Raw genomic sequence first — 12920 nt, 5'->3', positions numbered from 1 at the left:
CGTTGCCGGCAAACAAACTAACGTTAATCGAGGAGCAGGTGCAAGAGACGTTTCCCTTAACGCCTATCCAAGAAGGGCTGTTGTTCAACTGGATCAAGCAATCCGAAGCGGGAAGGCAAACGAATCAGATCACGGTCGGTCTGACCGGCGAACTGAACGAGGATGCCTTCGCCCGCGCCTGGGATACGGTGGCTCTGCGGAATGAGATGCTGAGAGCCGTGATTCGGTGGGAAGAGGACGAGACGCCCTCGCTTCGGATCATGAAGACATGGAAACCGCCCGTGAAGGATCACGATCTGTCCGGTCTGCCCGAAGAAGAACAGGAAAGCGCCGTCGGCTGCATAAGGGCCGCCGACAGGAACGAGGCGAATCTAAGCCGTTCCCTGTTCGTCGTATCGCTTTGCACGCTGGGCCGGGGACAGTATCGGATGATTGTGACCTTTCACCGCCTCGTATCCGACGAGGACAGTGACGGACGGATCTTGGACGAATTTTTACGGGCCTACGAGTCGGTCGTTCAGGGAGACGGAGCGGCATTGGCGGCGAAGCCGCCGTACCGCCAATACGATGCCTTCCTCCGGGCGCAGCGGACCAACCGAGCGAAGGCGTATTGGAAAAGGGCGCTGGCGGGCTATGAGCCACGGGATCATTTTCCCGTCGAGCGTATAGGCGCGTTTGGGACAGAATCCGGGATTGGAACGTCCCAATCGGACGGAACGGAACTATGGAAGCGCAGCTCCCGGGCCGTTCCCCTTTCGCTGCAGCAAGCGCTGTCCCGTTTCACGGCGAAGCACGGTCTGGACCCCGCCGCCGCACTGTATGCGGCATGGACGGTGCTGCTGCGGTGTTACAGCGATAGCGCCGACGTGATGTTCGGCGTGCGCATGCCGGGAAGGCCGCAGCCGTTCGAGGAGATCGTCGCCTGCGCGACCAACACGCTGCCGCTTCGCGCGGTGGTGGACGATGCGGAAACGGCCCTGGATTTTATGCAGGACATCGCCTTGAAGGTGCACGATTTATCCGGCCATGCCTTCGACTCGCCCGCCGACATCAAAGCCTGTTGCCCGTTGCCTTCCGGCGAATCGATCATCGATTCGGTCTTTCGGATCGAAACGCCGATGTATTCGTGCCCGGCCGGAGGCACGCTCGCGGTCACGGGCTATGAGGCGGAGGAAGGCTATGAGCATGCCGTTAACGTGACGTTCCGCAACGGTTCCGAGCCGTCGGTGAAGCTGACGTACGACGCCGTAAAGTTCAAGGCTTCGACCATGAGCCGGGTGCTCGACCATTACCTGCGGCTCCTGGAGAACATGATTGGCTGCGCGGACCAGCCGTTGTCGGAAGTGAACATGCTTTCGGACGGGGAACGAAATACACTGCTCACCGAATTCAACCGTACGGATACGGCTGTTGACGGCGAATGGACGATTCCCGGTCGCTTTGCGCGGCAAGCCGCCCTGACGCCGGAACACACCGCCGTGATGTTTCGGAACACCCGGCTGACCTACCGCGAATTGAACGAAAGGGCCAACGGTCTGGCGCGGCGGTTAAGAAGAGAGCGGATTGGCCCCAACACGGTAGTCGGCATTTATATGGAGCGCTCCAGCGACATGATGGTCGCGATCATGGCCGTACTGAAGGCCGGAGGCGCGTATTTGCCTTTGGACCCGGACTATCCCGAGGAACGCATCCGGTTCATTCTCGAAGACAGCGGCGCCCGCATGCTGCTTGTGCGATCCGGGTCGGACGGGCAGGTTCCGTTCCCGGGGCTGACGCTTGCGATGGACGACGCTGCCGCTGCTGCCGAAGATTGTGCCGATTTAGCGCCCCTCCATACGGGCGAGGATGTCGCCTATATTATTTATACCTCCGGCTCAACGGGCAAGCCGAAAGGGGTCATGATCCAGCACAAGGCGATCATGAACACGTTATGCTGGAACTTTGATTATTACCGCTATGACGGCACGGAAGTCGTGCTGATCATGGATTCGTTCGCGTTCGACAATTCGGTGCAGGATACGTTCTCGCCGCTGCTGGTCGGGGCAAGCATCGTGATTCTGGAGCAGGCGAAGCGGCTGGACGCAGGCTATATCGGGGACGTGATCGAAAGCTGCCGAGTGACGAGGCTGTCGACGGTTCCGACGCTGTATACGATTCTGCTGGAGCATGCCTATCCGAAGATGGGCAGCTTGAAGCTCGTCATCGTGGCTGGAGAGAATCTATCGCTAAAACTGGCGGCCAACCATTTTGCCGCGCTGCCGAACTGCCGGTTGTTTAACGAGTACGGTCCGACGGAGAACAGCGTCAATACGACGGTGTACGAGCTCACTCCCGAATGCGGCGAAATTTTGATCGGCAAACCGATTTCCAATACGAAATGCTACGTGGTCGGCAAGGATAACCGGCTCATGCCGATCGGTCTGCCGGGCGAATTGTGCATCGCCGGACGCGGCTTGTCGCAAGGATACGTCAACCGGGCGGAGTTGACCCGCGCGAAATTCGTGGACAATCCGTTCGAGCCGGGAACGAGCATGTACAAGACCGGGGATTTGGCTCGCTGGAACGAGGAAGGCAACCTGGAGTTTTTGGGCCGGGTGGACCGGCAGATCAAGCTCAAGGGCTACCGGATCGAGCTGGACGAAATCGAGCAGGCGCTTCTTCGCTACGAGCCCGTAAAACAGGCGGCCGTCGTCGATCTTACGTCACCTAACGGATTGAAGTACCTTTGCGCTTATTTTACGGCCGACGGCAAGGTGGACGCCGAGCACATGAAAGCCTTCCTGATGCTGGAGCTGCCGGCCTATATGATTCCGGCGCATATGATGCAGATTGAGCGCATTCCGATGCTGACCAGCGGCAAAATCAACCGCAGCGCTTTGCCCGCGCCGGATACGCGCCCGGCCGCAGGAAAGGGCGGGAGCGGGCTTCCCCCGACCGCCATCGAACGGGACCTGCTGGTCCTGTGGGAGGAGACCGGCGGGCGGCCCGGAACGGAGGCGCACGAGCCGGTGTTCAGCGATGCCGATTCCATCCTGCTGATGCGGTTTTACGCCAAAATCAATAAAAAATATCCGAATGTGTTGTCCATTACGGACTTGTTCAAGCATACCAGCATTCATGACATATCGAAGCGGATCGAGACCCGTCTCGTTCGATAGGGGGGAATTGCAGATGAGCAGCATAGATCAATTCATGGCGACGAATAAAGACCAATGGAACCGTTTATACAGCCGCCGGACGGACGATAGCGTGGCCAAAACGGAATCCGAGCTGCGCTCGGTGCCGGGCACGGAGGAAACGATCGCCCCGTTTCTTCAGGATTATTTTGCCCAACTGCCGGAAGGTCTGGAGGTGCTGGAAATCGGTTGCGGTCCGGGGATCAATCTGGTGGAGCTGGCCAAGACGCACCGCTGCACCGGGCTGGACATTTCCAAGGTTGCGCTGGAAAGCGCCCGGCAGCTCGCCTCGGAACGGGGCGTCGAGGTTCGGCTCGTGGAAGGCGGGTTTTACCGGCTGCCTTTCGAGGCGGAACGCTTCGACTGCCTGGTGGCCAGCTTCTGCCTGCAGTTCAATACGTGGTCGTCGGCGCAGACGGTATGGAGCGAGATCGCCAGAGTGCTGCGCTCCGGAGGATACTTTGTTTTCAAAGTGCGCTCGACGTCCCGGGACATTCCTTTGTCGGCCGAACGGATCGAGGACCGGGGGATTACGTTTGTTTCTTATGAAAATCACGAGCATGGAATGACCTATCACCATTTTTCGGAAAGCGAGATCGAGGAGCTCATGGCGCGCAACGGCTTGGAAAAGATCGACTTGTACGAGTACAAGGACGAGCGCGCCGACGAGCTGCAGGGCAAACGCGGCTGGTGGACGGGCTTGTACCGGAAAGCATGACCCCGCAGGGACAGAACAGAGGAGGCGAAGCCAAGATGAATATCCGGACGAATATGAACGGCCATGACGTGGAAATCAGGGAAGCGGGCATGGCGGATAAGCCGGTGATCCGCAATCTGATGCAGCTCTACCAATACGAATCGACGGATTATACCGGGGAGGACCCGGACGAACACGGTTATTTCGATTATCCGTTTTTGGACCATTACTGGACGGAGGAAGGGCGCAAGCAGGACAAGCGGCTGCCGCTGCTGCTGACCGTGAACGGCAGCTTGGCGGGCTTTATTTTCATCAACAATTATACCGTTTATTTGCGGCCGGGGGACGATACTTACAGTATCGCGGAGTTTTTCGTATTGAAAAAATGGAGAAGGCAGGGGATCGGACGGGAGGCGGCCTGCCAAATTTTCCGCCATTTTAAGGGAGCGTGGGAAATCAGGCAGGAAGGCGATAACAAACCGGCCCACGTCTTTTGGCGCAAGGCGATTCACGAGTTTACCCAAGGGAATTATGAGGAAGTGCGCGCCGACGATTGGGACGGCCCGATTCAAATTTTTCAGGTGAACGAGCGGGTTCGGACGACGGATTAAGGGAGACGGACCGCATGGGGACTAACCTGACAAGAGGCGCAGGTACGGAGCGGCCCCGGGCTCAATCGAACCGCATGCGCCGGGTCTACTTCTGGATTGTGTCTTTTATGCTGCCTTACCGCGCCGCTTGCTCGCTATTGATTTTGGCCATCGCGGTCATTTCGGTATCCGAGCTGCTGGTCGCCAAGCTGATCCAGTATTTCATCGACGGTGTCGATGCCATGTCCGACCCGGTTTATTTTTACGGCTATTTGGGCGCGATCGCTCTGCTGGTGACGTTTCTGTTCGCCGGGAGGGTGCTTCAAAACGTGACGCAAAATTCGCTGCAGGAGCGGGCCGCCCGGGACATGCAGTATGCGGTGATCGACCATATGCGCAAGCTTGGCTTCGCGTATTTCGAGCATCACCCGGCGGGCGAAACGTTATCGCTGCTGAATACGGAAGTGGCGGCGGTGCAAAACATGTACCGGCAGGCGATTCCGTGGCTGCTGCACGAAATCGTTTTTTCGGCCGTGGCGGTTGCCCTTATGCTGCACACGAGCTGGGAGCTTACGCTGCTCGCGATTCCTTGCCTGCTGCTTTATTACGTCTTCGGACCTTATCTGGAAACGAAAGCGTCCATGGCCGGGCAGCAAATGGCCGCCGATCGGGTTCACTTGAACCAAACCGTATACGACGCGCTGTCGGCCCTGCCGGAGCTGAGGGCGTCTTCCACCGTCCGCTGGGGGCAGTCCCTCGTCATCGACCGGTTGAATGAGTTCAGCCGCATCGCTCTGAAGCATCTTTGGTACGCGAATTTGCGGGGAGCCAACCGCAAGATGACGTTATATGCGGGCGGCATCGCTATTTTTGCCTGCGGCTTTGTGCTGCATCGGTCCGGCAGCCTGACGGTCGGGGAGTTTACCGTGTTTATGATGTACTTTTTCTCCGGCATGCAGACGCTGACCGCGCTGATTTCGAATTTTACGGAGCAGCGCATTCTGGTGCATCAAGCCGCCCGGCTGTACGCGTTTATGGAGCAGGAGCCCGCCGTCAAGGAAGATGCGCAGCCTGTGTTCCTTCCGGACGTGAAGGGCGAAATCCGTCTGGAGGACGTGGAGTTCGGGTACGAACCGGGAAGCGCTCTGCTTCAGGGGCTGAACCTGACGATCAAGCCGGGAAAACGGGTCGCTTTGGTCGGGGCGAGCGGCTGCGGCAAATCGACGATCCTGAAGCTGATCGGGAGATTTTACGACCCGCAGCGGGGAACGGTCACCCTGGACGGGGTTCCACTCCCCCGGCTGTCCTTGGCCCAGTTGAGGCAGACGATGGGGTTCGTGTTCCAAGAGCCCTATTTGTTCGGGACAACGGTGAGGGAAAATATCCGCTTCGGCCGGCCGGAGGCAGCAGACGAGGAAATGATCGACGCCGCGAAAGCCGCCAACGCCCACGAGTTTATTATGGAGCTCCCGCAGGGCTACGATACGATTGTGGGCGAGCGGGCCGTCCTCTTGTCGGGCGGACAGAAGCAGCGCGTCGCGCTGGCCCGGCTGTTTCTGAAAAATCCGGCAGTCCTGATCCTGGACGAAGCGACCTCCGCGCTCGATACGATCAACGATATCAAGGTACAGCAAGCCATCAGCAGCCTGATGAAGGGCAGAACGATCATTACAGTGGCTCATAAATTATCGACGATCAAGGAGTACGACGTAATCTGCGTGATCCAAGACGGAGCGGTGGCGGAGGCGGGCAGCTTCGAGCAATTGCTGCGGCTGGGCGGGAGCTTTTACCGGATGGCTGCCGGCGGAACCTGGAATGCGGCGGAGGATGTTCATGGCCAATTGGAAATGGATACTGGGACATATCGCGCTTAGAAAATGGAAAGTCTTGGCCTGCATTGTCCTCATGATGGCGGAAGGGGCGGCGCTCCTTGCGACGATCGCGATGCAGAAGGTCATGATCGACGACGTGTTTCTTGGGCAACAGTATCATCTGTTCGGATCGCTGATCGCAGCGGTCATTGGGGCATATGCCGTCTATTCGCTGTTGTTTACACTTGTTCCTTATCTCGTGCAAAGGAACATCACGGCGTTGCGGTCCGGCATGTACCGCGAATTTTTGGCGTTTATGGAGCGAATTCCGATGCTGCGGTGGCAGCAGGAACGGACGGCCGATTACGTCTACCGGTTGACGACGGATATTTTTCAGGCCGCCCATACGGCAGGGAGCGATATCCCGAAGCTGATCCAGCAGCTGACTACAATCGTTATTCTTACCGTCATCATCGGCTTCGCCAGTCCGTTCCTGCTGCTGGCGACCGGCGGGCTGAGCTGTCTTTATTTGGTGCTCGGCAGGCGGTTCGCCCGTTTGCGCAAGCGGGCTGCCGACGAAGTCAATGCCGGAAAAGCCGAGCTGCTGGTGCATCTCGAAGAATCGGTATCCTCGACCCGGGAAGTCATCGCGAACGACCGGCAATCGTGGGAGCGCGACCGGTTCAACGACCGGTTCAACCGGTATTTTGCCAGCGTCCTGCGGCAAACCAAGCTGCTGAATCGGCAGCTGCTGGCCTGCGATCCGTTCAAATGGGCAGCGAATTTGCTTGTGCTCGGGTACGGGGGCCTGCTGGTCCTGCAGGGAAAGCTTTCGCTCGGGATGTTTGTCGTGACCTATCAGTATGCCCGTCAATTGATGGATACCGTGCAGCAAATGTACGATTTGTCTATGAATGTGTCCGGTTATTTGTCGTCGGTGGAACGGATTCGCCAAGTCACGGAGGCGGAGGGAGAGGCGGACGGAGCGCTGCCGTTTCGGGACGAAGTCCGCCGCATCGGCTTCCATCACGTTTCGTTCGATTACGGGGACGCGGGCAAACGGATTTTGCACCGGATCAGCCTGGAGCTGCCGGCAGGCCGGAAAATTGCCTTTGTCGGGGAAAGCGGCAGCGGCAAGTCGACGATCGCCAAATTGCTGATCCGTTTCTACGATCCGTGCGAAGGAAGGGTTACCGTCAACGACCGGCAGCTTACGGCGGTCCGAAGAAAGGATTGGCTGGATAAAGTTGGAATCGTCTTTCAGGAGCCTTATTTTTTTCCCGGCAGCATCCGGCATAATTTGCAGTTGGGCATGGAGCATGTACCGGAAAGCCAACTGGTGCGCGCTTGTCGGATCGCCTGCATTCACGAATTTGTGACCAGCCTGCCGAACGGCTATGACACGACGATCGGGGAACGAGGGATCAGCCTGTCGGGCGGCCAGCGTCAGCGCTTGGCTCTGGCCCGGATTTTGCTGAAAGAGCCGGAAATTTTAATTCTCGACGAAGCGACCTCCGCCCTGGATGTGGAGACGGAATACGAGGTGCAGCAAAATTTGGACGAAGCCAGGCGGGGCAAGACGACCATTGTCATTGCCCACCGGCTGTCGACCGTCAAAAATGCCGATGTCATCTTCGTGCTGGACAAAGGGCACATTGCCGGACAAGGGAAGCACGAGGAATTGCTGAGGGTTCACAAGGGGTACCAGAGGCTGGTGGCCGCTCAGCATCGCGCGTCGGCAAGGCTTTCCATCTAGCCGCCGCATAAGGGGAGGGATACACGTTGGATTTACAGGACCGTTTGACCGCCGTCCGGCATCGCATTCAAGAAGCCTGCCGGCGCTCCGGAAGAAGCCCGGAGGAATTGCGGATTATTGCCATAACGAAATATACGACGCTGGAAGTGACGGAGCGGATTTTGCAGCTCGGCGTCTCCCATGTCGGCGAAAGCCGCTGGCAGGATGCCCGAGATAAATGGCAGGCCCTTCGCGCGACGGGGACGTGGCATTTTATCGGACATTTGCAAACGAATAAGGTGAAGGATGCCGTCGGCAAATTCGCTTATATCCACTCCTTGGACCGCTTGGCATTGGCGGAAGAAATCGAGAAAAAAGCCGCGGCGCTCCAAACCGTCGTCAACTGCTTTATTCAAGTCAACGTTTCCGGGGAGCAGACCAAGCAGGGGCTGCCGCCGGAAAGCTTGTTTACGTTCGCGGAGGAAATTGCCGGCATGGAGCACATTCGGATCGCCGGACTGATGACGATGGCCCCGCACGAAGCGGACCCGGAGGCGACACGCCCGGTCTTTAAAAGGCTGCGGGAATTGCGCGACGACCTGAATGCGCTAAGCATTCTGAAGTACGAGGTCGGCGGTCTTTCGATGGGGATGTCCAACGATTTCGAGGTGGCGGTCGAAGAAGGGGCGACTTGGCTTCGATTGGGCTCGGTACTTTTAGGAAGACCAGAGGGAAATAACGGGATTCGTCCGGTTGGCGTTACATCGGGCGGTGCGGCTGACGCCGGGTCACGCGGACTGTAGGGCGGAGAATGCGGCACAATGGACGTTCAATCCGGTGTGCCGCACTTTTTATTGGTGCAAAAGTGACAAGCCGCCGCTTCTTTTTAGTGAACGAAAGCTCCGGGAAAAAGTTGACCTTTTGTTTAGTTGTAAGTATAATGTTTACAACGAAAGGGTGGAACCATGAAAATAAGCAGCCGCTTTACGATTGCCGTTCATATGTTGTCCCTAATCCATGTCCGTGCAGACCAGCTTACTTCCGAACAAATCGCCGACAGCGTCAACACGAATCCCGTGTTTATCCGTCAAATCAGCAGATTATTGAAAAAATCCGGGTTGATTGACGTGAAGCGGGGATCGGGCGGAGCTTATCTGCTGAAAGAAGCCGGGGCGATTTCCTTATATGACGTGTATAAAGCCGTCGAGGTCGTTGAGGAGGGCGAGCTTTTCCATACCCACGAAAATCCGAATCCGGATTGCTGGGTCGGAGCGAACATTCACCGGGTTCTCGAGATTATTTTGTTGAAGGCTCAAACGGCCATGGAGAGCATCTTGAAAGAAGTTTCTATCCAAGAATTAACCGAGCTCCTTGTTCAAAAAAAGAATGCTGCTCAGGCTTCTCAGGAAGCATAATTTTTTTGAATGGGTTGTAAGTGAAGTGCTTACAACGGTATGAACTATGGGCTAAGGTTATCGTAGACCAAGTCGCCTCTTTGTTGTAAGTATTTTATTTACAACGAGGCTGCCAAAAAAAGAACGACGCTGTCCGGATGCAGTATTCCCGGTTCCACCCCTGGAAGGGAGGTGAGGAAAATGAAGTAATTCCCGGAACAAACACTTTACGGAATATTACATACCAAGAGGAGGAAGTCCCATGACCGAAATTAAAGAGCTCCCGTGGGAGCAAAACGTCAATTCCTATGTTCAATTGATTCCGAATATCGAGTTTTCCAACGTCGAGGGCCGGTCGTTGACCTTGAATTTGCTGGTGTATCGGAACCCTATGGACGCTTTGTTTCACCGGGAAGGGAACCAAGAGACGTATCCCCTGATTATTTATTTGCAAGGCTGCGGATGGGGGTGGTCCGAGCAGGATACGTTCGCCTTCGTGCCGCAGCTGGCCGAATTTGCGAAGCTGGGGTACGTCGTGGCAAGCGTGCAGTACCGAGGGAGCGGGGAGGCGATTTTTCCGGCGCAAATCCAGGATGTCAGAACCGCGGTGCGGTTCCTGAAAGCCCATGCCTCCCAATACAACATCGATCCGCGGCGGGTAGGCGTGTGGGGCGATTCGTCGGGTGGACATCTGGCTCTTTTGCTGGGGTTGGCCGAAGGTGAGGAAGCGTTTGAAGGGGACAGGGAATATCTTTACGAATCCAGCAGCGTCCAGGCGGTTGTAGATTGGTTCGGGCCTACGAATTTGCTTTCGATGAGCCGGTATCCGTCCGTCTTCGATCACGATTCTCCCCATTCGCCGGAATCCAAGTTGGTTGGCGGGGCGATTCAGGAAAACAAAGAAAAATCGAGAAAAGCAAGCCCTATCGAATATGTGCGCGCCGATGCGCCGCCGATTCTAATCATGCACGGGGATCAGGACGACGTCGTTCCCTACGAGCAAAGCGTCGAGCTGTTTCAGGCGCTGAAGCAAGCAGGTCATAATGACACCACCATGTATAAAGTAAACGGTGTCGGGCATATCGGCTTTACCCAGCCGCATACGCTGGACGTGGTGAAATCGTTCTTTCATACCCATTTGAAAAAGAACCCGGTATAATGGCGAAACGCGGATAAAGGGCTCTCCCGACAGGAGGGGCCCTTTTGTCTTTTTTTGCTTACTGCATCTGCCCTTGCGCTTGATTCTGTTTGGACACGAAATCGATGGTCCAATCGATCATCCCGTTCATCATATTGATGATCAGATTGATGACATCCTCGTCCGTTAACCGCGAGCCGCGGGTTTGTTTGGAAGCATATTCCTGCATCTTGGTCTGCAGGTCGCTCGTCAGCTTTTTGAGCTGAATGAAATCGTTGGCCATATCGAACAGCGGATTGTTGGTTTGCCCCGATCCTTGGATGCTCTGGCCTTGATTCGAGCTTTGGTTTTGGTTGTTGGACTGGCTTTCGAGCAAGCTTTTGATCTGCTGAAGCTCGTCGCTTAGAAACTGGTTTTGCTCGGTTAATTCTTCGATTTGTCCCTTCAGTTCGCGATTGCTGATCATGGCGGCTCCTTAAGATAAGATTTTAATGGATATTTTACCCTAATTTTGTACATCTATCCGTTCAATGCGGGAATCTGGAAATTTCAGTTGGCCTCTTACGCTCTCCTCCTATACAATAGAAGGATAGGCATGACGACAGATTACACAACGAGAGGAAATGAAACATGATACGATTTGCAGTCATCGGAACGAACTGGATTACGGAAGAGTTTATTCGCGCGGCGCGGGAATGCGAGGCGTTTGCCTTAACGGCGGTTTATTCGCGGACGGAAGAGAAGGCCGAAGCCTTCGCGGCCAAATTCGAAATCCCGCACAAGTTCACGGACCTCGAGGCGATGGCGCGGAGCGATGCGTTCGATGCCGTCTATCTCGCCAGCCCGAACGCTTTCCATGCGAAGCAGGCCGTGCTGCTGATGAATCACGGGAAGCATGTGCTCTGCGAGAAGCCGCTGGCTTCCAACCGGACCGAAGTGATGGAGATGATCGCCGCGGCGAAAGCGAACCGGGTACTGCTGATGGAGGCGTTAAAATCGACGCTGATGCCGAATTTCCGCGCCGTTCAGGAGCATTTGTCCAAAATCGGCCCGGTCCGCCGCTATGCGGCAAGCTACGGTCAATACTCCTCCCGTTACGACGCCTATAAGCAGGGGACGGTGCTGAATGCGTTTAATCCCGCCCTGTCCAACGGGTCGCTGATGGATCTGGGCGTGTACTGCATTTATCCGATGGTCGTGCTGTTCGGCCAGCCGGACCGCGTTCAGGCGAACGGGCTGCTGCTTGACTCCGGCGTGGACGGGCAGGGAAGCCTGCTGCTAAGCTACGGGCAGATGGAAGCGGTGCTGACGCATTCCAAGATTGTCAATTCGTACGCGCCGACGGAAATTCAAGGCGAGCACGGCACCCTCGTCATCGACAAAATCAATCAGCCGGAACATGTGGAAATCCGTTACCGCGACGGTTCGGTCGAGGTGCTGACCCGTCCGCTGAGCAGCAAATCGATGTATTATGAAGTGCAGGAATTTATTGACGTACTGCAAGCCGGAAGGCTGGAGTCTGCAACGAATTCGCACGCCAATTCGCTGACTGCAATCTCGATCATGGACGAGGCCCGCAAGCAGATCGGGCTCCGTTTTCCGGCGGATGGAGCGGTGTGAATCAGTAATCAAGGAGGACCGGGTATGGCGGTTGAAGAGATCAAATCATGGATTGAGGACAGTAAAAATATTGTCTTTTTCGGGGGAGCGGGGACTTCGACGGAGAGTCAGATCCCCGATTTTCGTTCGGCAACGGGGCTGTATCAGACGGCTTCCCGGCATGCTTTTCCGCCCGAGGTCATGCTGAGCCGCAGTTTTTTTATGGAGCGTACGGCGGAGTTTTTCGACTTTTACCGCGCGTGCATGGTCCACAGGGAAGCCAAGCCGAACGCGGCTCACGAGGTGCTGGCGCAGCTGGAGCAAACGGGAAAGCTTCGGGCCGTCGTCACCCAGAACATCGACGGGCTGCATCAGATGGCGGGCAGCCGTCATGTGCTGGAGTTGCACGGATCGGTGCACCGGAATTACTGCATGGGCTGCGGCAAGTTTTTTGACCTCGATCACGTGACGAGCGACGAGACGATGGTTCCCCGCTGCGATGCCTGCGGAGGGATTGTGAAGCCCGACGTTGTGCTGTACGAAGAAAGCCTCGATTGGGACATCCTGTCGAAGGCAAGAAAGCATATTGCGGAAGCGGACGTACTGATCGTCGGCGGCACGTCGCTGACCGTCAACCCGGCCGCCGCGCTGGTCGGAGAATATGGCGGCGACAAACTGATTCTGATCAACCAGTCTTCCACGCCATATGACAGCCGGGCGACTCACGTCATCCGCGATTCCATCGGGAAAGTATTGAAAGCTTTGGTGTCTTAAAGGAAA

At 56.4% G+C, this 12920-nt stretch carries 11 protein-coding genes; 10 read left to right on the top strand and 1 reads right to left on the bottom strand.

Going from position 1 to position 12920, the window contains the following annotated elements:
* Window positions 1-2: 2 nt before the first annotated feature.
* From QJ48_RS07095 to QJ48_RS07060, 8 genes are all read left to right on the top strand, one after another.
* Window positions 3-3158: an amino acid adenylation domain-containing protein gene (locus tag QJ48_RS07095; RefSeq protein WP_054972939.1), complete on the top strand. Its 3156-nt coding sequence runs from the start codon at window positions 3-5 to the stop codon at window positions 3156-3158.
* A gap of 13 nt (window positions 3159-3171) precedes the next feature.
* Window positions 3172-3894 carry a class I SAM-dependent methyltransferase gene (locus QJ48_RS07090; RefSeq protein WP_054972938.1) on the top strand — a complete coding sequence of 241 codons (723 nt, stop codon included), beginning with the start codon at window positions 3172-3174 and terminating at the stop codon, window positions 3892-3894.
* Between the two features lie 35 nt (window positions 3895-3929).
* Window positions 3930-4484: a GNAT family N-acetyltransferase gene (locus QJ48_RS07085; protein WP_054972937.1), complete on the top strand. Its 555-nt coding sequence runs from the start codon at window positions 3930-3932 to the stop codon at window positions 4482-4484.
* Window positions 4485-4498: 14 nt separating this feature from the next.
* On the top strand, window positions 4499-6337 hold the full coding sequence (locus tag QJ48_RS07080; RefSeq protein WP_054972936.1) for an ABC transporter ATP-binding protein: 1839 nt from the start codon (window positions 4499-4501) through the stop codon (window positions 6335-6337).
* Window positions 6297-8030 carry an ABC transporter ATP-binding protein gene (locus QJ48_RS07075; RefSeq protein ID WP_054972935.1) on the top strand — a complete coding sequence of 578 codons (1734 nt, stop codon included), beginning with the start codon at window positions 6297-6299 and terminating at the stop codon, window positions 8028-8030. Before QJ48_RS07080 ends, QJ48_RS07075 begins: the two co-directional genes overlap by 41 nt.
* Before the next feature lie 26 nt (window positions 8031-8056).
* Entirely contained in the window at window positions 8057-8812 is a 756-nt protein-coding gene (locus QJ48_RS07070; RefSeq protein WP_054972934.1) for a YggS family pyridoxal phosphate-dependent enzyme, read from the top strand.
* 162 nt (window positions 8813-8974) lie between these two features.
* Window positions 8975-9424 (top strand): Rrf2 family transcriptional regulator, encoded by a 450-nt coding sequence (locus tag QJ48_RS07065; protein WP_054972933.1) that lies wholly within the window; start codon window positions 8975-8977, stop codon window positions 9422-9424.
* Between the two features lie 241 nt (window positions 9425-9665).
* A complete protein-coding gene (locus tag QJ48_RS07060; protein WP_054972932.1) occupies window positions 9666-10562 on the top strand; it encodes an alpha/beta hydrolase in 897 nt (298 codons plus the stop codon).
* 58 nt (window positions 10563-10620) lie between these two features.
* Here QJ48_RS07060 and QJ48_RS07055 read toward each other — a convergent pair whose 3' ends face one another.
* A complete protein-coding gene (locus QJ48_RS07055) occupies window positions 10621-11007 on the bottom strand; it encodes a hypothetical protein (RefSeq protein ID WP_054972931.1) in 387 nt (128 codons plus the stop codon).
* Window positions 11008-11171: 164 nt separating this feature from the next.
* On the opposite strand from QJ48_RS07055, the gene QJ48_RS07050 reads away from it, so the two are divergent.
* Window positions 11172-12161: a Gfo/Idh/MocA family protein gene (locus QJ48_RS07050; RefSeq protein WP_054972930.1), complete on the top strand. Its 990-nt coding sequence runs from the start codon at window positions 11172-11174 to the stop codon at window positions 12159-12161.
* A gap of 24 nt (window positions 12162-12185) precedes the next feature.
* Window positions 12186-12914, top strand: coding sequence for an NAD-dependent protein deacylase (locus QJ48_RS07045; RefSeq protein ID WP_054972929.1), 729 nt, complete (start codon window positions 12186-12188; stop codon window positions 12912-12914).
* The last annotated feature ends 6 nt before the right edge of the window (window positions 12915-12920 follow it).

The sequence above is a fragment of the Paenibacillus sp. A3 genome, from assembly GCF_001399685.1.
GTDB lineage: Bacteria > Bacillota > Bacilli > Paenibacillales > NBRC-103111 > Paenibacillus_G.
The sequence above is the reverse complement of the archived record's forward strand: the minus strand, read 5'-3'. Positions and strand labels throughout refer to the sequence as shown.

Bases quoted from the DNA above. Each gene is read 5' to 3' on its own strand.
- QJ48_RS07085 (WP_054972937.1), top strand. From the start codon at position 3,930: ATGAATATCCGGACGAATATGAACGGCCATGACGTGGAAATCAGGGAA.
- QJ48_RS07050 (WP_054972930.1), top strand. From the start codon at position 11,172: ATGATACGATTTGCAGTCATCGGAACGAACTGGATTACGGAAGAGTTT.
- QJ48_RS07060 (WP_054972932.1), top strand. From the start codon at position 9,666: ATGACCGAAATTAAAGAGCTCCCGTGGGAGCAAAACGTCAATTCCTAT.
- QJ48_RS07045 (WP_054972929.1), top strand. From the start codon at position 12,186: ATGGCGGTTGAAGAGATCAAATCATGGATTGAGGACAGTAAAAATATT.
- QJ48_RS07065 (WP_054972933.1), top strand. From the start codon at position 8,975: ATGAAAATAAGCAGCCGCTTTACGATTGCCGTTCATATGTTGTCCCTA.
- QJ48_RS07090 (WP_054972938.1), top strand. From the start codon at position 3,172: ATGAGCAGCATAGATCAATTCATGGCGACGAATAAAGACCAATGGAAC.
- QJ48_RS07080 (WP_054972936.1), top strand. From the start codon at position 4,499: ATGGGGACTAACCTGACAAGAGGCGCAGGTACGGAGCGGCCCCGGGCT.
- QJ48_RS07055 (WP_054972931.1), bottom strand. From the start codon at position 11,007: ATGATCAGCAATCGCGAACTGAAGGGACAAATCGAAGAATTAACCGAG.
- QJ48_RS07075 (WP_054972935.1), top strand. From the start codon at position 6,297: ATGGCCAATTGGAAATGGATACTGGGACATATCGCGCTTAGAAAATGG.